At 72.5% G+C, this 22,523-nt stretch carries 15 protein-coding genes and 1 pseudogene; 9 read left to right on the plus strand and 7 right to left on the minus strand.

Annotated features, from left to right (window positions below):
- Positions 1–985 precede the first annotated feature (985 nt).
- Positions 986–3,601: a SpoIIE family protein phosphatase gene (locus IHE55_RS15575; RefSeq protein WP_307826678.1), complete on the plus strand. Its 2,616-nt coding sequence runs from the start codon at positions 986–988 to the stop codon at positions 3,599–3,601.
- Between the two features lie 348 nt (positions 3,602–3,949).
- Here IHE55_RS15575 and IHE55_RS15580 read toward each other — a convergent pair whose 3' ends face one another.
- The gene (locus tag IHE55_RS15580) at positions 3,950–6,247 is read right to left on the minus strand and encodes a (Fe-S)-binding protein (RefSeq protein ID WP_232265578.1); all 2,298 of its coding nucleotides are present in this window, start codon (positions 6,245–6,247) and stop codon (positions 3,950–3,952) included.
- 312 nt (positions 6,248–6,559) lie between these two features.
- On the opposite strand from IHE55_RS15580, the gene dnaK reads away from it, so the two are divergent.
- From dnaK to IHE55_RS15600, 4 genes are all read left to right on the plus strand, one after another.
- Positions 6,560–8,416 carry a molecular chaperone DnaK gene (gene dnaK / locus IHE55_RS15585; protein WP_197989575.1) on the plus strand — a complete coding sequence of 619 codons (1,857 nt, stop codon included), beginning with the start codon at positions 6,560–6,562 and terminating at the stop codon, positions 8,414–8,416.
- Positions 8,413–9,057, plus strand: coding sequence for a nucleotide exchange factor GrpE (gene grpE / locus IHE55_RS15590; RefSeq protein ID WP_197989576.1), 645 nt, complete (start codon positions 8,413–8,415; stop codon positions 9,055–9,057). Before dnaK ends, grpE begins: the two co-directional genes overlap by 4 nt.
- Before the next feature lie 114 nt (positions 9,058–9,171).
- Entirely contained in the window at positions 9,172–10,350 is a 1,179-nt protein-coding gene (gene dnaJ, locus IHE55_RS15595; protein WP_197989577.1) for a molecular chaperone DnaJ, read from the plus strand.
- A gap of 5 nt (positions 10,351–10,355) precedes the next feature.
- The gene (locus IHE55_RS15600; protein ID WP_197989578.1) at positions 10,356–10,820 is read left to right on the plus strand and encodes a heat shock protein transcriptional repressor HspR; all 465 of its coding nucleotides are present in this window, start codon (positions 10,356–10,358) and stop codon (positions 10,818–10,820) included.
- A 353-nt stretch (positions 10,821–11,173) separates the two neighbouring features.
- On the opposite strand, the gene IHE55_RS15605 is transcribed toward IHE55_RS15600, so the two are convergent.
- Positions 11,174–11,854: a hypothetical protein gene (locus IHE55_RS15605; RefSeq protein ID WP_197989579.1), complete on the minus strand. Its 681-nt coding sequence runs from the start codon at positions 11,852–11,854 to the stop codon at positions 11,174–11,176.
- 272 nt (positions 11,855–12,126) lie between these two features.
- Between IHE55_RS15605 and IHE55_RS15610 the strand changes: the two genes are divergently transcribed.
- The 3 genes from IHE55_RS15610 (at position 12,127) to valS (ending at position 16,895) form a co-directional block, all read left to right on the plus strand.
- Positions 12,127–12,684, plus strand: coding sequence for a GNAT family N-acetyltransferase (locus tag IHE55_RS15610; RefSeq protein ID WP_197989580.1), 558 nt, complete (start codon positions 12,127–12,129; stop codon positions 12,682–12,684).
- An 84-nt stretch (positions 12,685–12,768) separates the two neighbouring features.
- Positions 12,769–13,764, plus strand: a complete 996-nt coding sequence (locus IHE55_RS15615; RefSeq protein ID WP_197989581.1) for a translation initiation factor 2 — start codon at positions 12,769–12,771, stop codon at positions 13,762–13,764.
- A gap of 560 nt (positions 13,765–14,324) precedes the next feature.
- Positions 14,325–16,895, plus strand: coding sequence for a valine--tRNA ligase (valS, locus tag IHE55_RS15620; protein ID WP_307826679.1), 2,571 nt, complete (start codon positions 14,325–14,327; stop codon positions 16,893–16,895).
- Positions 16,896–17,175: 280 nt separating this feature from the next.
- On the opposite strand, the gene IHE55_RS15625 is transcribed toward valS, so the two are convergent.
- On the minus strand, positions 17,176–17,436 hold the full coding sequence (locus IHE55_RS15625) for a hypothetical protein (RefSeq protein ID WP_197989582.1): 261 nt from the start codon (positions 17,434–17,436) through the stop codon (positions 17,176–17,178).
- The gene (locus IHE55_RS31320; protein ID WP_232265579.1) at positions 17,429–18,217 is read right to left on the minus strand and encodes a hypothetical protein; all 789 of its coding nucleotides are present in this window, start codon (positions 18,215–18,217) and stop codon (positions 17,429–17,431) included. The genes IHE55_RS15625 and IHE55_RS31320 overlap by 8 nt, the downstream gene beginning before the upstream one ends.
- 4 nt (positions 18,218–18,221) lie before the next feature.
- On the opposite strand from IHE55_RS31320, the gene IHE55_RS31325 reads away from it, so the two are divergent.
- Positions 18,222–18,608, plus strand: a complete 387-nt coding sequence (locus tag IHE55_RS31325; protein WP_232265580.1) for a hypothetical protein — start codon at positions 18,222–18,224, stop codon at positions 18,606–18,608.
- A 123-nt stretch (positions 18,609–18,731) separates the two neighbouring features.
- Here the strand turns inward: IHE55_RS31325 and IHE55_RS33520 are convergent.
- The 3 genes and pseudogenes from IHE55_RS33520 to IHE55_RS15640 all read right to left on the minus strand — a co-directional run.
- Positions 18,732–19,091: pseudogene (locus IHE55_RS33520) on the minus strand (hypothetical protein); the annotation flags it as partial.
- A 14-nt stretch (positions 19,092–19,105) separates the two neighbouring features.
- Complete coding sequence (locus IHE55_RS15635) at positions 19,106–19,894, minus strand: hypothetical protein (protein ID WP_197989583.1); 789 nt, start codon at positions 19,892–19,894, stop codon at positions 19,106–19,108.
- Between the two features lie 80 nt (positions 19,895–19,974).
- Positions 19,975–22,518 carry a hypothetical protein gene (locus tag IHE55_RS15640; RefSeq protein ID WP_197989584.1) on the minus strand — a complete coding sequence of 848 codons (2,544 nt, stop codon included), beginning with the start codon at positions 22,516–22,518 and terminating at the stop codon, positions 19,975–19,977.
- Between the last annotated feature and the right edge of the window lie 5 nt (positions 22,519–22,523).

A 22,523-nucleotide genomic window follows, 5' to 3' on the forward strand; every position in this document is an offset into this window, starting at 1 on the left:
GGCATTGCGGCCGAGCTGTGACATCCCTTAGGGGGACCCTGACGGGTTGACCCCACCCCGGGGCGCCCCGTACGGGTGACGATCGGTCGGATCCGCGGCGAGCGGCCGTACGGGTGGCCAACCGTTGTCGGGGCCGGGCGAGTTGGCGGGGCCGTGAGGAGCCGTCGGGCGAGGTACGGGCGGTGCGCGGGGCCCGCGGGGGCGGTGTGCGGCGCGGGTCCGGGTGGTTTTCCGGAACGGGGCGGATCGGGCGAGCGTGCTAGAATCCCCGCCCTTTTACCGGGTGGTGCGGTACGTCGTGTTCCGGTTCCCGGAAGCTGGACATGAAGCTGCCGAGGTCGTCAAGTCTGTTGTGATACAGGTGAGTTGGTGGCGAAGATCTGGGTTGCCGGGTCCGAGAGGGCAGTGAACGGGGGAACGGTCATGTCTGATCTGGATATGGGCAGGAATTGTCACGCCACGCGACGGTTAGCGGACGCGGCGTAGTCCGATGCTCGACGGACGCGGGCGTCCGCCCGCCGAGGCAGAGCCGGACGCGTCCTGCCGGCGGCCCTCGCACGGAGCCGGTGACCTGCCCGACGGGCTCCTCCCGGAGCCCTCGGTGCCGGACCGGCCGCCCGTGGAGTGGCCGGACGGGGGACGGTCGGGCGAACAGTGGTCACCCGCCGGGCGGGCCGGTACCGACCGGCCGGACCCGGACGGCGTACGGCCGGGCCCCCAGCGGCCCGGCCCCGAGCGGTCCGGCCCCGAGCGGTCCGGCCCCGAGCGGCCCGGCTCGCCGCGGTCCGACGGCCGGCGGCTTGATCCCCGGCGGTGCGGACCGCCGGACGCCACCCGGCCCGGTTCGCGCCGCCCGGACACCCCGCCGCCCGGGCGGGCGCGACCGGGCCCGGGGCGGCCGGACACGCCACCGTCCGGACCACCGGAGTCGGGCCCGGGCGGCCGGCGGGGTCCGCGCAGCCGGAGCCTGCGGTCGTCCTGCGGGGTGCGCAGCGTCGCCGGCCAGGTCTTCGTCCTCCAGGTGGTCGTGGTCCTGCTGATCGTCCTCGGGGCGGTCGCGGCGCTGGTGATCCAGTCGCGCAACAACACCGACCGGGAGGCCCGGCACCGGTCGCTGGCGGTCGCGGTGACCTTCGCGGAGTCCCCGGGGCTGGTGACGGCGCTGCGCAGCCGGGACCCCACCGCGCTGCTCCAGCCGCGCGCGGAGGCGGCCCGCAAGGCGGCCGGCGTGGACTTCCTCGTGGTGATGACGCCGGACGGCATCCGCTACACCCACCCCAGGCCGGACCGGATCGGCGGCCGGTTCCGGGGGACGACCGAGCCCGCCCGGCGCGGCCGGCAGGTCGTGGAGACCTTCACCGGCACCCTGGGCCCCTCGGTGCGGGCCGTGGTGCCGGTCACCGACCGGGACGGCACCGTGGTCGCCCTGGTCGCCGCCGGGATCTCCGTCGACCGGGTCAGCGGGGCGGCGGAGCGCGAACTGCCGCTGCTCTTCGGCGTCGCGATCGCCGCGCTGCTGCTCGCCACCGGAGGCACCGCCCTGGTCAGCAGGCGGGTGCGGCGGCAGACCCACGGTCTGGACCCGGGCGAGATGACCCGGATGTACGAGCACCACGACGCGGTGCTGCACGCGGTCCGCGAGGGGGTGCTGATCGTCGGCGAGGACGCCCGGCTGGTGCTCGCCAACGACGAGGCGCGCCGGCTGCTGGAGCTGCCGCACGACGCCGAGGGCCGCCGGATCTGGGAGCTGGGCCTGAACCCGCGCGCCGCATCGCTGCTCGCCTCCGGCCGGGCGGCCACCGACGAGGTGCACGAGGCCGGGGAGCGGCTGCTGTCGGTCAGCCACCGGCCCACCGCCCAGTACGGGGGACCGCCCGGCGGCGGCGTCGCCACCCTGCGCGACACCACCGAGCTGCACGCGCTCACCGGCAAGGTCGAGGAAGCCCGCAAGAGGCTCGAACTGCTGTACGACGCGAGCGTGCGGATCGGCACCGGGCTGGACGTGGTGCGGACCGCCGAGGAGCTGGCCGAGTACGCGGTGCCGACGTTCGCCGACCACGTCACCGTGGACCTGGCGGACGCGGTGCTCGGCGGCGAGGAACCGACCGACCAGACCGGGCTGCGGCGCACCGCGGTGAGCGGCATCAGCAAGGACGCCCCGCTGTACGCGCTCGGCCGGCTGATCCGGCTGGTGCCGTCCACCCCGCGCGGCGTGGCCTACCGGACCGGCCGGGCGGCCCTGGAACCGGACCTCGCGGCGTTCAACGGGTGGCAGGACCAGGACGTGGAGCGGGCCCGGCGGATCGTCGAATTCGGCATCCACTCCATGATCGCGGTACCGCTGCGGGCCCGCGGGGTGATCCTCGGCGTGGCCAGCTTCTGGCGGTCGCGGCAGGCCCCGTTCGAGGACGAGGACCTGTCGCTCGCCGAGGAGCTGGTGGCCCGGGCCGCGGTGAGCATCGACAACGCCCGCCGCTACACCCGCGAGCACACCATGGCCGTGACGCTGCAGCGCAGCCTGCTGCCCCGGGTGCTGCCCGAACAGCACGCGCTCGACGTCGCCTACCGTTACCTCCCGGCGCAGTCCGGGGTGGGCGGCGACTGGTTCGACGTGATCCCGCTGTCCGGGGCCCGGGTGGCGCTGGTGGTGGGGGACGTGGTGGGGCACGGGCTGCACGCGGCGGCCACGATGGGCCGGCTCCGTACCGCGGTGCACAACTTCTCCACCCTCGACCTGCCCCCGGACGAACTCCTCACCCACCTCGACGAGCTGATCGCCGACATCGACCTGGAGGACGCGGAGGACGAGTCGCCGGCCAAGGCGATCACCGGCGCGACCTGCGTGTACGCGATCTACGATCCGGTCTCCCGGCGCTGCACCATGGCCCGGGCCGGGCACCCGCCGCCCGCCCTGGTGCACCCCGGCGGGGCGGTGGAGTTCGTGGACCTGCCGGTCGGCCCGCCGCTGGGGGTGGGCGGGCTGCCGTTCGAGACGGCGGAGTTCGAGGTGCCCGAGGGCAGCAGCATCGTGCTGTACACCGACGGGCTGGTGGAACGGCGCGACCGGGACATCGACGTGGGGCTGGAGCTGCTGCGCCGGTCCCTGGAGGCGGCCGACCGCACCCCCGAGCAGACCTGCCAGGTGGTGCTGGACGCCCTGCTGCCGAGCCGGCCGAGCGACGACGTGGCGCTCATCGTGGCCCGTACGCGGGTGCTGTCCCCGGAGCGGATCGCCTGCTGGGAGCTGCCACCGGACCCGGCGGAGGTGGCCCGGGTGCGGGCGGCGGTGGCCGAGCGGCTCGCGGTGTGGGGCCTGAGCGACGCCGTGTTCAGCACCGAGCTGATCCTCAGCGAGCTGGTCACCAACGCCATCCGGCACGCGTCGGGCCACGTCCGGGTGCGGCTGCTCTGCGACCGGACGCTGATCTGCGAGGTGTCGGACGCCAGCAGCACCGCCCCGCACCTGAGGTACGCGGCCGGCACCGACGAGGGCGGCCGCGGCCTGTTCCTCGTCTCCCAGCTGGCCGACCGCTGGGGCACCCGCTACACCGCCGACGGCAAGGTGATCTGGGCCGAGCAGGCGCTGCCGCGTCCCAAGTGACCGGAGCGGACGGGGGCACGGCGGCGGGTCTGCCGCGCCCCCGGTGACCGGCGGGGCGGGCACACCGGCGGGCGCCGCACCGGCCGCGCCTCCGGGCCCCCCGCGGGCCGTACCCCCCGTGCTCACGGCCGTGCCCGCGGCGACCCACGGCCGTGGCCCGGCGCCTCGGGGGCCGCACCCGGACCACCCCGACCACCCCCCGTGACCGGGGTGCCGCACCCCCGTACCCCCGGCGGCGGCTCGCCCGTACCCCCCGGGCGGGCGGCCGGACCGGAAAACGCCGGCGGCCGGTCCCGCGGAGTGGATCCGCCGGGACCGGCCGCCGGTGGGGCCGGGGTGGAGCCGGGACTACTTCACCGGCTCCGGCTGTCCGTCGGCACTGCCGCCGGAGGGCGCGTCCGCGCCGTCGGCCGCCTCACCGGCGCCGTCCGGACCGGCCGGGGTCTTGACCGACTCCAGCAGCAGCTGGGAGACGTCCACGACCTGGAGCGACTCCTTGGCCTTGCCGTCGTTCTTCTTGCCGTTGACCGAGTCGGTGAGCATCACCAGGCAGAACGGGCAGGCGGTGGAGACGATGTCCGGGTTGAGCGACAGCGCCTCGTCCACGCGCTCGTTGTTGATGCGCTTGCCGATCCGCTCCTCCATCCACATCCGCGCGCCGCCGGCGCCGCAGCAGAAGCCGCGCTCCTTGTGGCGGTGCATCTCCTCGTTCCGCAGGCCCGGCACCTTGGCGATGATCTCGCGCGGCGGGGTGTAGACCTTGTTGTGGCGGCCCAGGTAGCACGGGTCGTGGTAGGTGATCAGCCCCTCGACCGGGGTGACCGGGACCAGCCTGCCCTCGTCGATGAGGTGCTGGAGCAGCTGGGTGTGGTGGATGACCTCGAACTCGCCGCCGAGCTGGGGGTACTCGTTGGCGATGGTGTTGAAGCAGTGCGGGCAGGTCGCGACGATCTTCTTCTTCGACTTCGGCTTCCGGGTGGACTCGTCCTCGGAGTCCTCGCCGAAGGCCATGTTGAGCATCTCGACGTTCTGCTGTCCCAGCTGCTGGAAGAGGAACTCGTTGCCCAGCCGGCGCGCGGAGTCACCGGTGCACGCCTCGTCGCCGCCCATGATCGCGAACTTCACGCCGGCGATGTGCAGCAGCTCGGCGAACGCCTTGGTGGTCTTCTTGGCGCGGTCCTCCAGGGCACCGGCGCAGCCCACCCAGTACAGGTAGTCCACCTCGGTGAGGTCCTCGATGTCCTTGCCGACGACCGGGACCTCGAAGTCCACCTCCTTGGTCCACTGCAGCCGCTGCTTCTTCGCCAGGCCCCAGGGGTTGCCCTTCTTCTCCAGGTTCTTCAGCATCGTGCCGGCCTCGCTGGGGAAGCTGGACTCGATCATGACCTGGTAGCGGCGCATGTCCACGATGTGGTCCACGTGCTCGATGTCCACCGGGCACTGCTCGACGCAGGCGCCGCAGGTGGTGCAGGACCACAGCACGTCCGGGTCGATGACGCCGTTCTCCTCCAGCGTCCCGATCAGCGGGCGCTCGGCCTCGGCGAGCGCGGACGCGGGGACGTCCGCCAGCTGCTCGGCGGTGGCCTTCTCCTCGCCCTCGGCGTCCTTGCCGCCGCCGGCGAGCAGGTAGGGGGCCTTGGCGTGCGCGTGGTCCCGCAGCGCCATGATCAGCAGCTTGGGGGAGAGCGGCTTGCCGGTGTTCCAGGCCGGGCACTGCGACTGGCAGCGCCCGCACTCGGTGCAGGTGGAGAAGTCGAGCAGGCCCTTCCAGGAGAAGTGCTCGATCTGCGAGACGCCGAACTGGTCGTCCTCGCCCGGGTCCTCGAAGTCGATCGGCTTGCCGCCGGAGGTCATCGGCGGGACGGCGCCCAGCGCCACGTCACCGCTGGACTCGCGCTTGAACCAGATGTTCGGGAAGGCGAGGAAGCGGTGCCAGGCGATGCCCATGTCGGTCTTGAGGGAGACCGTGATCATCCAGATGAACGACGTCGAGATCTTCACCATCGCGAAGAAGTAGGTGAGGTTCTGCAGCGTCTCGACGCTCATCCCGTCGAAGAGCGCCACCAGCGGGTACGAGGCGAAGAAGCCGGCCTCGTAGCCGTCCACGCCGTGCTGGGCGCCCTCCAGCGCGTGCAGCGTCATGATCGAGATGCCGACGATGAGGATGACGGTCTCGACGAAGTACGCCTGGCCGGTGTTGGAGCCCGCGAAGCGCGACTTGCGGCCGGGCCGGCCGGGCCGGTTCAGCTGCCGGATGACGATCAGGACCAGGATGCCCACCGTCGTCATCAGGCCCATGAACTCGGTGAACATCTCCCACGGCAGCCAGCCGCCGATGACCGGCAGCAGCCAGTCCGACCGGAAGAGCTGGCCGATGGCGTTGACGATGGTCAGCAGCAGGGAGAAGAAGCCCACCGCCACGAACCAGTGCGCGACACCGACGATGCCCCACTTGTTCATCCGGGTGTGGCCGAGGAACTCCTTGACCACGGTGACGGTGCGCTGGACGGGGTCGTCGGTCCGGGAGCCCGCGGGGACCGGCTGGCCCAGCCGCATGTGGCGGTAGATCTGCAGGATGGCGCGGCCGAACAGGGCGACGCCGACCGCGATGAGGACCAGCGACACGATGATCGCGGCGAGTTGCATTGGGGGCTCCTCGAACCTGCGAGAGCGGTGATGACGATTGATTACTAAGCAGTAACTTACCCGGTCTCTGCCGAGATTACCGAGGAATCGGTACCCGCGCAGTCGGCCCCGCCGGTGATCTGTGTCGCTCAGGGTGCCCTGGCCCGGTTCGGTTCCGGCCCGCGCGGCCACCTCCAGTGTCCCCGCTCACGGCGCTGCGGATAAGGGCCGTATAAAACCTGAGCCGGGTCGACTCATGTCTGTTGACAGCGGCGGGTCGGTCAGGCACCCTTGAGCCTGTTCCACTCAATGCTGTAGCTGGAGGATTGCGACATGGCACGTGCGGTCGGCATCGACCTGGGTACGACGAACTCCGTCGTCAGTGTTCTCGAAGGCGGTGAGCCCACCGTCATCACCAACGCCGAGGGCGCCAGGACCACGCCGTCCGTCGTGGCCTTCGCCAAGAACGGCGAGGTGCTGGTCGGTGAGGTCGCCAAGCGCCAGGCGGTGACCAACGTGGACCGGACCATCCGGTCGGTCAAGCGCCACATGGGCACCGACTGGAAGATCGGCCTGGACGGCAAGGACTTCAACCCCCAGCAGATCAGCGCCTTCATCCTGCAGAAGCTGAAGCGGGACGCCGAGGCGTACCTGGGTGAGAAGGTCACCGACGCCGTCATCACCGTCCCGGCGTACTTCAACGACTCCGAGCGCCAGGCCACCAAGGAGGCCGGTGAGATCGCGGGCCTCAACGTCCTGCGCATCGTCAACGAGCCGACCGCGGCCGCGCTCGCCTACGGTCTGGAGAAGGACGACCAGACCATCCTCGTCTTCGACCTCGGTGGCGGCACCTTCGACGTCTCGCTGCTGGAGATCGGCGACGGCGTGGTCGAGGTGAAGGCCACCAACGGTGACAACCACCTCGGTGGTGACGACTGGGACCAGCGGATCGTGGACTACCTGGTCAAGCAGTTCCAGTCCGGTCACGGCGTGGACCTGTCCAAGGACAAGATGGCCCTCCAGCGCCTGCGCGAGGCGGCGGAGAAGGCCAAGATCGAGCTGTCCTCGTCCACCGAGACCTCGATCAACCTGCCGTACATCACGGCCTCCGCCGAGGGCCCGCTGCACCTGGACGAGAAGCTCACCCGCGCCCAGTTCCAGCAGCTCACCGCGGACCTGCTGGAGCGCTGCAAGACCCCGTTCAACAACGTCATCAAGGACGCCGGCATCAGCCTGTCCGAGATCGACCACGTGGTCCTGGTCGGCGGCTCCACCCGGATGCCCGCCGTCTCCGAGCTGGTCAAGGAGCTGACCGGCGGCAAGGAGGCCAACAAGGGCGTCAACCCGGACGAGGTCGTCGCCATCGGCGCCTCGCTCCAGGCCGGTGTCCTCAAGGGCGAGGTCAAGGACGTCCTGCTGCTCGACGTCACCCCGCTGTCCCTGGGCATCGAGACCAAGGGCGGCATCATGACCAAGCTGATCGAGCGGAACACCACCATCCCGACCAAGCGGTCGGAGATCTTCACCACGGCCGAGGACAACCAGCCGTCGGTGCAGATCCAGGTCTACCAGGGCGAGCGCGAGATCGCCGCGTACAACAAGAAGCTCGGCATGTTCGAGCTGACCGGCCTGCCGCCGGCCCCGCGCGGCGTGCCGCAGATCGAGGTCACCTTCGACATCGACGCCAACGGCATCATGCACGTGGCCGCGAAGGACCTGGGCACCGGCAAGGAGCAGAAGATGACCGTCACCGGCGGCTCCTCGCTGCCGAAGGACGAGGTCGACCGGATGCGCCAGGAGGCCGAGCAGTACGCGGAGGAGGACCACCGCCGCCGCGAGGCCGCCGAGACCCGCAACCAGGCCGAGCAGCTCGTGTACCAGACCGAGAAGTTCCTCAAGGACAACGAGGAGAAGGTCCCGGCCGAGGTGAAGACCGAGGTCGAGACCGCGGTCGGCGAGCTGAAGGAGAAGCTCAAGGGCGAGGACTCCGCCGAGATCCGCACCGCCACCGAGAAGGTCGCCGCGGTCAGCCAGAAGCTCGGCCAGGCGCTGTACGCCGACGCCCAGGGCGCGCAGGCGGCGGGTGACGGCGCGGGTGCCGCCGGGGCCGGCCAGGCCAAGGCGGACGACGACGTCGTGGACGCCGAGATCGTCGACGACGAGAAGACCGGCAAGGGCGGTGCGGCGTGACCGAGGAGACACCGGGCTTTGAGGAGAAGCCCGACGTTTCTCCCGAAGCCGCGAAGGACACGGACGACACGGCGCAGGCCGCCGGGCCCTCGGACAAGGGGGGCCCGAAGGCCGGTGACGAGCAGCAGGAGACCGGCCTCCAGGCGCAGCTGGACCAGGCCCGCGCGGCGCTCGGCGAGCGCACCGCGGACCTCCAGCGGCTCCAGGCGGAGTACCAGAACTACCGCCGACGGGTGGAGCGGGACCGGGCCACGGTCAAGGAGATCGCGGTCGCGAACCTGCTCGGCGAGCTGCTGCCGGTGCTCGACGACATCGGTCGCGCCCGCGACCACGGCGAGCTGGTCGGCGGCTTCAAGTCGGTGGCCGAGTCGCTGGAGACGGTCGTCGCCAAGCTGGGCCTGCAGCAGTTCGGCAAGGAGGGCGAGCCCTTCGACCCGCTGGTGCACGAGGCGCTGATGCACAGTTACGCGCCGGACGTCACCGAGACCACGTGCGTGCAGATCCTGCAGCCGGGGTATCGCATCGGCGAGCGGACCATCCGCCCCGCGCGGGTCGCGGTCGCCGAGCCCCAGCCGGGCGCCCAGGGCAAGTCCGACGAGACGGCCGCCGACGAGGAGAGCGGTGGCCCGGAAGAGGGCTGAGGTGACGGCTGACACCGGACGGTCGGGTATAGCCGGGGCAGGCACGGACGGGCGCGGCCCGGCCGGGCCGGCCCCGGTCCGGGCGGCCACTGCGAGAGAGGAGGGACACCGAGGATGAGCCTCAGCAGGGATGTACTGGAGAAGGATCTGTACAAGGTCCTCGGTGTCCCGAAGGACGCCACCGAGGCGGAGATCAAGAAGGCGTACCGGAAGCTCGCCCGCGAGTACCACCCGGACGCCAACAAGTCCGACGCCACCGCCGAGGAGCGCTTCAAGGAGATCTCCGAGGCGAACGACGTGCTCAGCGACCCCAAGCGGCGCAAGGAGTACGACGAGGCGCGGGCCCTGTTCGGCAACGGCGGCTTCCGCGCGGGGCCGGGCGGCGCGGGATCCACCGGCACCTTCAACTTCGACCTCGGCGACCTCTTCGGGGGCGGCGGCGGGCCGGGCGGCGGTGCCGGCGGCTTCGGCGGCGGGCTCGGCGACGTCTTCGGCGGCCTGTTCAACCGGGGCGCCGGGCGTCCGCAGCCGCGCCGCGGCCAGGACGTGGAGTCCGAGGTGACGCTGAGCTTCACCGAGGCGGTCGAGGGCGCCACCGTCCCGCTGCGGATGTCCAGCCAGGCCCCGTGCAAGGCCTGCGCGGGCACCGGCGACAAGAACGGCACCCCGCGGGTCTGCCCGACCTGTGTGGGCACCGGCCAGGTCACCCGGGGCGCGGGCGGCGGCTTCTCGCTCACCGACCCGTGCGCGGACTGCCGCGGCCGGGGCCTGATCGCGGAGAACCCCTGCGACGTGTGCAAGGGCAGCGGGCGCGCCCGCTCCGCGCGCACCATGCAGGTCCGCATCCCGGCGGGCGTCAGCGACGGGCAGCGCATCCGGCTGCGCGGCAAGGGCGCGCCCGGGGAGACCGGCGGGCCGGCCGGCGACCTGTACGTGGTGGTCCACGTCGAGTCCCACCCGGTGTTCGGCCGCAAGGGCGACAACCTGACCGTCACCGTGCCGGTCACCTTCACCGAGGCCGCGCTCGGTGGTGAGGTGAAGGTGCCGACCCTGGGCGGGCCGCCGGTCACCCTGAAGCTGCCGGCCGGCACCCCCAGCGGGCGCACCATGCGCGCCCGCGGCAAGGGTGCGGTGCGCAAGGACGGCACCCATGGCGACCTGCTGGTCACCATCGAGGTCGCCGTGCCCAAGGAACTCAGCGACAAGGCCCGCGAGGCGCTGGAGTCCTACCGGGAGGCCACCGCGGGTGAGGACCCGCGTGCGGAGCTGTTCCAGGCCGCGAAGGGAGCATGACCTCAATGGATCCGACGAACAGGGACGGGCGGCGACGCAACCCGTACTACGAGCTGACGGACGAGACGCCGGTGTACGTCATCTCGGTGGCGGCCCAGCTCTCGGGCCTGCACCCGCAGACCCTGCGGCAGTACGACCGCCTGGGCCTGGTCTCGCCGGACCGCACGGCGGGGCGGGGCCGCCGCTACTCGGCGCGCGACATCGAGCTGCTCCGCCAGGTGCAGCAGCTGTCGCAGGACGAGGGGATCAACCTCGCCGGCATCAAGCGCATCATCGAGCTGGAGAACCAGGTCGCCGCGCTCCAGGCGCGGGTCGCCGAGCTCCAGCAGGCGCTGGAGGGCGCGGCGGCGGCGATGCGGCAGCGCGAGGCGGCGGTGCACGCCTCGTACCGCCGCGACCTGGTGCCCTACCAGGACGTGCAGCAGGCGAGCGCGCTGGTGGTCTGGCGGCCCAAGCGGCCGGCGGAGTAGGCCGCGCCCGGCGTCGGAGCCACGGCGGAGGGCCCGGCGGCGCCCGGCGCCCCGGACCGCCGCCCCCGCGTCCCCCGGACCGTTCACCACGGACCGGGGGACGTCGCCGTTCCCGCCGGCGGGCGACCCGGGGGCTGCCGCGGGGACGTCACGGCCGCCGGCCGGGCCCCGTCCCCGGTTGCCGGGCCGGGCCGGGCCGGTGCCGTGCGCGGGCGGCGGGCCGGGCCGTCAGCCACCGACCGGGGTCCTCGCCCCCGAAACCGCGGGACTCCGGGGCGGACCGGGTCCGGTCCCGTCGTCGCGGTCCGGATCCGGTGGCCGGGTGGGGGGCGTACCGGTCCGCCGGGGTGGGTTCAGCCGACCTGTTCCAGGTCCGCCCGCATCCGTACGAAGAGCGCGCCGGCCTCGGGCAGGGTGCTGTCCGGGAAGAGGGCCACGGCGGCGGTGGACTCGTCGGCCCACCCGCAGATGACGTTGCCGCTCTCGCTCAACGAGGCGAGCAGACACTCCACCGAGCCGCCCAGCTCCCCGGCGTCCGCCACCGGCTCCGCCGTCGGCTGCCCCAGCTCGGGGTCCCAGCCGGCGTGGTCGAGCATGCCCCGCCACAGGTGCTCACGCCGCTTCGAGGTGTCCTCGGGCACGTTGTCCACGCCCTCGAAGAGCACCGGCGCGCCGCTGTCCCCGGGCGCCCGGTAGTTGCCGGCGACCAGCGTCATCCCGTCGCGCATCTCGCCCGGGTCCACCGGGAGGTCGCTCAGCGCGCCGTCGCCGGTCACCCGCGTCAGTCCGCCGGCCTGTGCGGCGTCCACCAGCGTGCGCCGGCCGTCCGTCCCGGCGGAGGGGGTGGCGGTGCCGGAAGGCGTGGTGGACGGGGTGGCGGACGGCGGTGCCGCCTTCGAGGTCTGCGGCGCGGAGGGCGCGGACGCCGACGGGTCCACGGCGCGGTCGTCCTCGTTGCAGCCGGTCACGGCGAGCAGCAGGACGGTGGCGACGGCGGTGGCGGCGAGCGTTCTGCCGCGGCGGACGTGGTTCATCGGATGGTCCCCCCTGGAAGCGGTACTGCCCCGGGCGGGCAGCCGTGATCGTTGACGTAGGGGCACATCCTGCCGGTTCCCGGAACTTTTCCCGACTTCTCACCAGTTCCGGTAAGGCGTCCGTCACGTTCCGTGCCGCCGTTCCCGTCCTCTGCCCGCCTTCCGGTCCGGTCCGCCGGTGCCACGCGGGCCGCACCCGTGCCGACCGGGGTGGGAAGATCCTCCCCGAGGCCACCGGGCACGAGGCGCGAGGTACGACCGTGGAGGGCGACATGTACGCGATACCCCTGGGCGACGACGGCGCGCGGCTGTGTCCGCTGGAGCCCTGGCAGGCGGCGGAGTTCCTGGCGCACATCGACCGGGGCCGGGAGTTCATCGGGCGGTACAACGGGCTGCCCGACGTCGTCACCGACCTGGCGTCCAGCCGCGCGTACCTCGCCTCGTACGCGGAGAAGGCCGCGGCCGACACCGGCCGGATCTGCGGCATCCGGTCGGACGGCACGCTCGTCGGCGCGGTCATCCTGCGCACCATGGACACCGCCCAGGGCACCGCGGAGGCCGGCTGCTGGCTGGAGCCGGCGGCGGCGGGCCGGGGGCTGGTGACCCGGGCGGCGCGGGTGCTGATCGACTGGGCCGTCGAGGAGCGCGGCATCCACCGGGTGGAGTGGTGGGTCTCCTCCGGGAACGCGCCCAGCATCGCCGTCGCCCGGCGGCTGGGGATGACCCGGGAGGGGGTGCTGCGGCAGAGCTATCTCTACCGCGGGGAGCGGCACGACCAGGAGATCTGGTCGGTGCTCGCCCCCGAGTGGCGGGCGGCCCGGGACGCCTGAGCCGGCGCACCCGCCACACCGCCTCCGGGCCGCTCGCCGGCCGGCTCTACGCTGGGCCGGCATCCGACCCGGAAAGGCGATGTGATGGTGCGACGAGACAGGTTCTCCCTCGTGGGCAAGGTGACCGACTGCCACCTCTACGAGGGGGACGGCACCCGGCCGATCGGCGCGGAGAACGTCCGCGTCCGCCACGAGAGCCGCCGGGTCCGGCTGCCCGACGAGGTGCGCGCCTGGCGGCGGGAGGTCGAGGAGGAGGAAGCCCGCAAGCAGGCGGCCGGGGAGCCGTACCGGTGGAACAACCCGCGGTTCGCGGTGGAGGGGCTGACCGTCTCCCGCACCCACGCGGGCGAGGAGCCGCAGGTCACCCTCTCCCTCGTCGATGCCGACTACTACGACCACCTCGCCACCGCACGGAACCTCGAACGGCCGATGGCGGACGGCACCACGCTGCGCGGCCGGTACCTGGAGGAGGCCGACCCGGTGGCCGCGCCGTCCTGGATGACGTGCAGCTTCGGGGTGAACGTGGCGGTGGAGACCGGCCGGGACGGCAAGATGCTCTTCGCCCGCCGCAGCGCGCGGGCGGGCGGGCCGAACGCGTCCCGCTGGAACTCCTCCGCCAACGAGGGCCTGTCGGCGGTGCACGACCTCCCCTCGGAGGGCCGGATCAGCCTGCACGAGGTGGCGTACCGGGCGCTGCGCGAGGAACTGGCGGTGCACCGCGGCGACCGCGTCGACCTGGAACTGCTCGGCTTCGGCCTGGACGTGCGGAACAACCAGTGGGCGGCGTTCTTCCGGGCGGTCCTGGACGACCTCGGCGAGGAGGACCTGCGCGCCCGGTGGAGCCGGGGGGTGGCGGACAAGTGGGAGCACGACGAGTTCGCCTTCGTCCCGAACGAGCCGGAGCCGGTGCTGGACTTCATCCACCGGACCGAGGCGTGGGCCCCGGTCGCCCCGGCGCTGTTCTACCTGGCGCTGGTGCGCGGCGCGGTCCGCGCGCGGGGCGGCGACCCGGAGGGGCGGGCGGACGTGGACGACGCCGAGCGCCGCGTCCTGGACCGCCACCGGTCCGCCACCCGCTGAACGCCGCCCCCGCCACCCCGTGCGGCCGGGGCAGGTGCCGCCGTGCCCGCCTGGCCGCCGGGTGGGTGACCGTACGTGGCGCGCGCGAGCGACGGAGACGGGCGGTGCGGCAGGTCCCGGGGCGACGACGCGGCGGCCGCCGTCCGACGGCCGCCGCCGGTGACCCCGTGCGGCCGGGGTCGGTGACTCGGTGGGGCCGGGGCCGTGCCCGTCCGGGGCGGACGACCGTGCGGGGGCCGGCAGCCGGCGCACCCGTGCGGCCGGGGCCGGGGACCGTACGCGGCCGGCGCGGCGGCCGTGCGGCCGGGGCCGGGCGCGCGGCCCCCGGGACCCGGCGGGCGTCCGGGGGAAATGTCGGGCGGGGCCGGCGGTGGCGCCCCCTACACTATGCATGGGGCAGAGTCGCCACTCGCCGGTCTCCGCGCACACAGCCGCGGACGCCACGGACGAGGACTCCTCACGGAGCGCGGAGTGGCCGCCACCGGCGGGCTCGTCCGCCACCGGCGGGCCGTGCCGCCGGCTGCCTCAAGGTGTACGACTGACTGGGAAGGGTGTGTCGCGTGACGCGCTACGGGTCTCCGCTGCCGGAGAAGCCCTCGCTCGACGGACTGGAAGCGAAGTGGTCGCAGTTCTGGAGCGAGGCTGAGGTATACCGCTTCGGTCGGCCGGGCAGCCGCGACGCCGTATTCTCCATCGACACCCCGCCCCCCACGGTCAGCGGCTCGCTCCACGTGGGGCACGTGTTCAGCTACACCCACACCGACGTCGTCGCCCGCTTCCAGCGGATGCGCGGCAAGCACGTCTTCTACCCCATGGGGTGGGACGACAACGGGCTGCCGACCGAGCGCCGGGTGCAGAACTACTACGGCGTGCGCTGCGACCCGTCGCTGCCGTACGACCCGGACTTCGTGGCGCCCACCCCGGTCACCGAGCGCACCGGCAAGGACAAGAAGGCCCCCGCGGTCAGCATCTCGCGGCAGAACTTCGTGGAGCTGTGCGAGAAGCTCACCACCGAGGACGAGCAGGTCTTCGAGGAGCTGTGGCGCAAGCTGGGGCTCTCGGTGGACTGGTCGATGACGTACACGACCATCGGCAAGGAGGCCCAGAAGGTCTCCCAGGCCGCCTTCCTCCACCTGCTGGAGCGGGGCGAGGCGTACCAGTCCGAGGCCCCCACCATGTGGGACGTGTCCTTCCAGACCGCGGTGGCCAACGCCGAGGTCGTCGAGAAGGAGGTCTCCGGCGCGTACCACCGGGTGGCGTTCAAGCACGGAGACGAGGACGTCTTCATCGAGACGACCCGCCCCGAGCTGCTCCCCGCCTGTGTGGCGCTGGTGGCGCACCCGGAGGACGAGCGGTACCGGTCGCTGGTCGGCCGGACGGTCCGCTCCCCGCTCTTCGGGGTCGAGGTGCCCGTCGTCGCGCACCCCGCCGCGGACCCGGAGAAGGGCAGCGGCATCGCCATGATCTGCACCTTCGGCGACATGACCGACGTGATGTGGTGGCGTGAGCTGCAGCTGCCGACGCGGACCGTCATCGGTCGCAACGGCCGGCTGCTGGCGATGGACTTCTCGGCGCTGCCGTGCGAGGACCCGGCCCGTGCCCAGGAGCTGTACGACCGGATCGTCGGCAAGACGGTGCACACCGCCCGGGAGACGATCGTCCAGGAGCTGCGCGACGCCGGAAGCCTGAGCGGCGAACCGCGGCCCACCACCCGCGCGGTGAAGTTCTTCGAGAAGGGCGACAAGCCCCTGGAGATCGTCAGCAGCCGCCAGTGGTTCATCCGGACCGTGCAGCACCGCGACGCGCTGCTGGCCCGCGGCGCGGAGATCGAGTGGCACCCGCCGCACATGCGGTCCCGGTACAACGACTGGGTCCAGGGCCTCAACATCGACTGGCTGATCAGCCGGCAGCGCTTCTTCGGCGTGCCGTTCCCGGTCTGGTACAAGCTGGACGACGAGGGCCAGCCCGACTACACCGCGCCGATCGTCCCGGACGAGTCGATGCTGCCGGTGGACCCGTCCGCCGACTGCCCGCCCGGCTACACCGAGGAGCAGCGGAACCGGCCCGGCGGCTTCATGGGCGAGCCGGACGTCATGGACACCTGGGCGACCTCCTCGCTGAGCCCGCAGCTCGCCTGCGGCTGGCTCTCCGACCCGGAGCTGTACCGGCAGGTGTACCCGATGGACCTGCGCCCGCAGGGCCACGACATCATCCGCACCTGGCTGTTCACCACCGTCGTCCGGTCCCACCTGGAGGCCGGCACCACGCCGTGGAAGCACACCGCGCTGTCCGGGTGGATCCTCGACCCGGACCGCAAGAAGATGTCCAAGTCCCAGGGGAACGTCGTCACCCCCGGGCACCTGCTGGACGAGTACGGCGCGGACGCGGTGCGCTACTGGGCGGCCAGCGGCCGGCCGGGCACGGACACCGCCTTCGACCCGCAGCAGATGAAGATCGGCCGGCGGCTGGCGGTGAAGCTGCTCAACGCGAGCCGCTTCGTGCTCCAGCTGCCCGCGCCCACCGCCGACGCGCGGACCACCGTGCCGCTGGACCGGGCGCTGCTGGCGCGGCTGGCCGGGACGGTGGAGGAGGCGACCACCGCGCTGGAGGGGTTCGACTACACCTCGGCGCTGGACGCCATCGAGCGGTTCTTCTGGTTCTTCTGCGACAACTACGTGGAGCTGGTCAAGGAGCGCGCGTACGGCAAGGAGGGCCAGGAGGGCGCCGAGTCCGCCCGGGTCACGCTCCGTCGCGCGCTGGACATCGTCACCCGGATGTTCGCGCCGGTGCTGCCGTACACCACGGAGGAGACGTGGTCGTGGACGCACGACTCCTCGGTGCACCTGGCCGCGTGGCCGACCGCCGCGGAGCTGGCGGACGGTGCCGAGGGCGGGCGACCGGAGCTGGCGGACGCCGCCGCCGCGGCCATCGCCGCGGTCCGCAAGGCGAAGTCCACCGCCAAGGTGTCGATGCGCGCCGAGGTCGCCCGGGCCGTGGTGCAGGCCCCGGCCGGCATGCTCGCCGACATCGAGCTGGTGGTCGCGGACGTCAAGGCCGCCGGGAACGTGGCCGACCTGGTGATCCAGGAGGGTGAGGGCGCCGAGCTGACCGTCGAGGTCGAGCTGGCGTAGCGGCACCGGGGCGGCGGTCGCCGGACCGCCGCCGGCCGCCGGCCGCCGGGTTCCCGGGGGCACGGTCTCCGCGGGACGCGCGCCCGGCGGGCCCGGGCTCGGCGGGGGACGAACAGCGGGCAGGGCCCGGACCACGACGGTCCGGGCCCTGCGGCGTCCTCGCGTCCGGACCGGCCGTCCCCGCCGGGCCGTGTCGGACCGGCGGGAGGAGTGGGCGGGCCCGGCGTCCGGGCCCGCGCCGGTCCGGCCGGGCCGGGTCGCCGGTGTCCGCGCCGGTGGTCTAGTCGAGCGGCTCGGTGGAGCCGTCCGGGTGGATGAGCAGGCGGATCCCGCTGCCGTACCGGTCGTCCACGACATGGGCCGCGGTGGGGCGGCCGAACTGCTGGGCGCGCTGCTGGAGGATGGAGATCACCACGTCCTCGATGTTGCCGAACGGCGGAGCGGTGATGGGCACCCCGTCGACCAGGCCCGCGTGCAGCGAGAAGACCCGGACCTGGGCCATCTCGTGCTGGACGCCGGCGTGCCGGGCCGGCTCATTCATGGGTCGGCACCCCCTGCCGAGGAATCGTTCCGGCAGCCGGGTTCCGGGGGCGGACGTAGGTGCCCCGGCTGACCCGGGTCAACGTCCCGGCCCGGACCATGTTGGACAGCACGTTGCTCACCGACTTGCCCAGGTCCCGGTAGAGCAGCGGCGAGTAGCCGAGCCGCTCCACCAGCACCCGCAGCACGTCCTTGACGGCGAAGGGTTCCACGACGGAGGTCAGCGCCTCCTCGACGGCCAGCCGGATGCTGGTCCGCGCACCGGTCCCGGGCGCCGGTTCCGGGTGGTCGTCCGGGGCCGCGGCGGCCGTGCCGGTGGCTCGGGCGGGGTCCGCGCCGGCCAGGGACAGCTGGGCCTCCAGGACGCTCCGCGCGCCCCGGATCGCCTCGACGTCGGCGGTCGTGATCCCGGGCACCGGCACTGCCATGAGCATGCCCATGACAGTCTCGATGTTCTTGAGCACCCCGACGAGGGTGTCCAGCAGCGGCCGCAGCAGCGCCCGGTGGAGGGCGCCGACCGGGTCGGTCATCGCCGAGTCCACCGAGACCGTGCCCCTGATGTCCAGCTCCACGGGGCGTGCCACGTTCGCCGGCAGCATGGACCGCAGCGTGCGGCGCGCGGTGGCGAGGCGTTCCAGGTCCTCGGGCGTCACGGTGCTGCCGGGGGCCGCGGCCAGCATCACCACCAGCTTCTCGGCCCGCTCCAGCGGTGGCTCCGCCGCGCCCAGCAGCGGCCAGAGCACGGCCTTCTTGACCGCGAGGGCGGGGTCGCTGAGGGACACCGAGATGGTCTCGGCCGGCTCCTCGGCCCGCGGCACGCCCGGGCCGGCCGGGGCGGGGGGCCGGCTGTCCGAGGGAGGGGCGCAGGGGGCGCACCGGCCGACCGCAGTTCTGGGGCTTCGGCTGCCGCGCCCCGAGCGCGCCCCCGATCCCGACGGTCATGCCGCCGTCCCGGGCCAGTTGTTCCTGAAGGGCGTCGAAAGCGTCCAGAATCGCGTTCATGTCCGGCTCGGGACGGCTGCTCTTTTCTCCGTGCGCACCGCCCGCGGCTTTTGCGCGTTCACTCGCCAACCGGCGCGCGACGGTACTCCGGCTGCAACCGAGTTCGGCGGCCATTTCCCGCTGACTGGGTTCGGGAAATCGACGCCGCTGCCGCACCACTTCGTTCGGTGACAAGCGGTCGCTGGGGGTGACATTCAAGGAGCCGTCCGGTTCTCCGACGCCCAGCCGGCGCCGCATCCACCGCCGGTCCGCGGGCGTGGTGGCCGCGGCGTATCCGTAGGGGTCGGCGAAGACCACCGCGTCACGCAGGCACTCCGCCCACAGCGGGCACGACGCGCACAGGGTGCGGGCCTCACCGACGAGCGAGACGTAGGTGCGCCATTCGGCCGCCGAACTGTTCATGGCGGAAGGCGATGTATCCATCACCGGGTGCTGAAACAGGTCAGGACGCCGCTGGCACGGAAGGGTTATGGCGTCTTCTTCTCCAGCACCGAACAACATGGGACGACGAACAGCAAGCATGACACCGAGCCCCCGTTGCGATCGAGTATCAAGATGCACTTTAGGGCAGGGTCGAATCACCCGACAAAGCATTGCCGGCCAGGGGATGCCTCTGATACTCAACCGGGACGTCATGCAACGGAACTGAGACATTGTCACGGTCGGCCTCAGCTCCTGCTCCTGGCCGGCCGGACGGTCCGCCGGCGCGGCCGGATCCGCTCCAACACGCGTTGTGCCGTGGTGAGGTTGGCCCGCGGGCCGCGGCTGCGCAGGAGCAGGACGACGACGACCGACAGGAAGCCGAACCACACCGCGCCGTCCGGCACCCAGGCTCCGGCGAACGCCGTCAGCAGCAGGCACACGTCGGCGATGAGCACCGTCATGCCGCGTCCGCCCGACTGCTGCTTGGGGATCCACGCGCCCAGGATCGCCATCCCGGCCAGGGCCCAGAAGCCGAAGACCGCCTGCGAGCCGGCGGCCGACTCCGACAGCCCCTGCGCCCGGTCCAGCCCCTGCACCAGCACCCCGGTGGAGGCCACCGTGACGGTGGTGGAGACCAGCGCCAGGGCCAGCTGCTTGCGCTTGCGCAGCCACCACGCCACCAGCCCGAGCACCAGGCCGGCGCAGGTCACGATGAACGCGCCGCCGCTGGAGGCGGCGAACTGGACGAGCGTGTAGACGGCGGCCAGGCCGAGGACGACCCTGGGCAGCATCCGCACGGCGAAGTCGTCACCGCGGTCCTGGCGGATCACCCTGACCACCGTGCGCGGCAGCGCGGCCAGCCGGCCGCGGACGCCGCCGGTGGCGCGGTCCCCTGCGCGCTCGTCGGGCGCCCCGGCCCTGTCCCCGGCGCGCTCGTCGGCGGCCCCGCCCCGCGCACGGCCCTTGGCGCGGTCCTTGGTGCGGTCCGGCGTGCGGTGCCCGGCGCGGTCCTGCTGCTTTCCGGCTGTGGTCATCTCTCCATCCTCTGCTGTCGCGGCGCGGACCCGGAGGCGGTGCCCGCCGGCCCCGGGGGGCGGGGCCGGCGGGCGGGTGGTCAGGCGGCGCCGCCCGCGCCGTCCCCGTCACCGCTGGCCGAGACCCGCCGGCCGCGTGGAGGCTGCTGGGCTCCGGACCCGCCCGCCGGGTCACCGGCGCCCTGCGTCTGCCCGGACCCGCCGGACGGCGCCTGACCCTGCGGGGTGGACGGTGCCTGCGGGGCGGGCGGCGCCTGGGGGGCGGGGGACGTCTGGCCCTGCGGGGCGGACGGGGCCTGGGCCGCCGTGGCGGCGGGCACCCGGCCCGGAGCGCCGGTTCCCGTCCCGCCGCCCGAGGCGCCGGACGCCCCACCGCTCGGCGGCCACTCGACCGGACGCGGCCAGCCGCGCTCCTGGAGGGAGTTCCACCAGGCGTCCGCCGACGCGGGGGGCGGGTCCTGCGGCTCCAGCCGGGCGCGCTCGCGATCCTCGTGGTCCAGCGCCTGGTCGCGGTCGAACTGCTCGTTGTCCTTCAGCGCCTCGAAGTGGGCCTTCCGTATCCGCAGCTCCGCGACCTTTTCCCTGATCTTGTCGTACTTCTGCACCACGCCGATCTTCTTGTGGTAGTCCTTCTGGCCGACCCACGTCTTCTGCAGCGCCAGCCCGGTGCCGTGCTTGACCACGGCCTTCCCCAGGCCGAAGGTGCCGCCCCCGACACCGGTCGCGGCGCTCGCCGCGACCCGGCCCGCCGTGGCGCCCACCTTGTTGATCGCCCCCTCGGCCTTGCCGATGACCTTGTCGGTGCCGGCGTTGGCCGCCTCCTTGACCCCCAGCGCGTCATCGGCGCCCTCGATCTTCGGACTGAACTTCCCGGCCACCAGGTTCTTCAGCAGCTTGACGATGGCGATCGTGACGAGGATGAGCATCAGCAGCTGCATGAGCAGCGGCGCGCCCGTGGTCAGGATGATCTGGTAGAAGAACAGCTGAATGGTGAGGATGATGCCGAATCCCGCCCGTAGCACGAAGGAATGGGCGAAGGTCTCCAGCCAGCCCTTCAGGAGTTTCTGCTGGGTGGGATGCATGGCGATGGTGGCGACCAGCGGTAGCAGAACCACCAGCAGCAGCGTGACCGCATGCCACAGCAGGGTGAGGAAGCTGAGTGCGATCACCATGATCCCCACGAATATCGAGGAGATGATGGAATACGTCGCGATGCTCAGCCGGGAGCCGGGCTTGGCGCCGCGCCACTGGTCGAAGAATTCCGGGTGCTCCTTGGCGACGTGAATGCGCAGGTCCACCCACTGGCATTCCTTCCAGGAGTCCAGCCGGCCCTCCTGGCTCTCCGGCTCCAGCCCCCACCAGAGCCACACGTCGTCATTGCCGGGCCGCGGATCGTTGTCCCAGTCGCATTCGAAGTCCTTCGGCCCGTGTCCCTGGAGATTCGGGCCGTTGATGTCCTGGTTGGTGACCGCCTGGGCGATCAGCTGGCGCACCCGGAGGTCCTTGCAGCGGTCCTCGCTGCCGAAATAGCACTTCTCCTTGCCCGTGTATTCGATGGTCTCCCGGCCGGCGCCGCCGAACTGGCCGATGGCCCAGGGCCGGAACACCATCGTGTCGTACATGGCGCAACTGGACACGCGCACACCGCGGTTGGGCTCGTCGCCGAGGTCGCACGGCGGGGTGGGGGCACCGGTGGCACTGCCCAGGACCACTTCCATGAGCGCCGCGTTGCCCTGGGCGATCCACTTGTCGGCAGCCGCCACGAACTTGGTGTGGTTCTGATCGACCAGGAAAGCCGTCACCCCGATGACCACCACCGCGGCCCACGACACCCCGGCCCACACCGCGCGCATATCGCCGCGCCGCAGTTTGGTCAGCGCCCAGATACCGGTCAGTACGATCATGACCGGGACGAAGGCGCGGAACACGTTGTGGTTGAGCCGCTGGACGGCACTGGAATTCTTGGGATCGTCCGACGGTTCGAGGCCCTCGGCCTCCATCTTCCGTCGTTCCTCCTCGTCCACCGGCTTGAACGGCTCCACCGTGCCGTTGTAGAGCGGGGCGAGCGGGCTGGTCGCGGAGGCGTATTCCTTGATGCTGATCGAAATGCGCGAGAACAGCTTGGTGCCCTCGAACATGAACTGCGCGATGTCGTTCTGGATCTCGTTGGTCCACGAGCAGCTCTCGCCGTCGTGGCTGTCACCGAAGAGTCCGCCGTCGCCCTTCTCGGCGTCCTGGGCCTCGGTGCGGTTCCGCTGGGTCATCGACCAGTTGAGCCCGCGCATGCCGGCGAGCTCGTAGACGGTGTACTTGTCGGCCGAGCCGGGCAGTTTGTCGCCGTCGGTGAAGAAGTTGGACCAGTTGCCGCCCTCCCGGTTGCTGTCCCCCTCCCACTGCTTCATCGCCGGGACCATGGCCTCGGAGGCCACGCCGGGGAAGTCCGCGTGGTGGTTGTGGCTGTCCTCGGTGAAGTCGCACGAGTCGAACAGGGCCTGCGCGTCCTGCCGGGGGACCCCCATGCCGAGCGCGATCACGGCCAGGATCAGGAAGAGACCGGCCCGGGCCACCACACCGGTCCGGGTGACCACTTTGCGTACGGCGCCGAACGCCCGTCGCTTCGACATGATCA

Source organism: Streptomyces pactum, assembly GCF_016031615.1.
In the GTDB taxonomy this organism is placed as follows: Bacteria; Actinomycetota; Actinomycetes; order Streptomycetales; family Streptomycetaceae; genus Streptomyces; species Streptomyces pactus.

Coding starts and splice junctions, on each gene's coding strand:
- IHE55_RS15640 (WP_197989584.1), bottom strand. CDS start 22,518: ATGTCGAAGCGACGGGCGTTCGGCGCCGTACGCAAAGTGGTCACCCGG.
- IHE55_RS15605 (WP_197989579.1), bottom strand. CDS start 11,854: ATGAACCACGTCCGCCGCGGCAGAACGCTCGCCGCCACCGCCGTCGCC.
- IHE55_RS15580 (WP_232265578.1), bottom strand. CDS start 6,247: ATGCAACTCGCCGCGATCATCGTGTCGCTGGTCCTCATCGCGGTCGGC.
- IHE55_RS31325 (WP_232265580.1), top strand. CDS start 18,222: ATGGTCTCGGCCGGCTCCTCGGCCCGCGGCACGCCCGGGCCGGCCGGG.
- IHE55_RS15600 (WP_197989578.1), top strand. CDS start 10,356: ATGGATCCGACGAACAGGGACGGGCGGCGACGCAACCCGTACTACGAG.
- dnaJ (WP_197989577.1), top strand. CDS start 9,172: ATGAGCCTCAGCAGGGATGTACTGGAGAAGGATCTGTACAAGGTCCTC.
- IHE55_RS15610 (WP_197989580.1), top strand. CDS start 12,127: ATGTACGCGATACCCCTGGGCGACGACGGCGCGCGGCTGTGTCCGCTG.
- dnaK (WP_197989575.1), top strand. CDS start 6,560: ATGGCACGTGCGGTCGGCATCGACCTGGGTACGACGAACTCCGTCGTC.
- IHE55_RS15615 (WP_197989581.1), top strand. CDS start 12,769: ATGGTGCGACGAGACAGGTTCTCCCTCGTGGGCAAGGTGACCGACTGC.
- IHE55_RS15625 (WP_197989582.1), bottom strand. CDS start 17,436: ATGAATGAGCCGGCCCGGCACGCCGGCGTCCAGCACGAGATGGCCCAG.
- IHE55_RS15635 (WP_197989583.1), bottom strand. CDS start 19,894: ATGACCACAGCCGGAAAGCAGCAGGACCGCGCCGGGCACCGCACGCCG.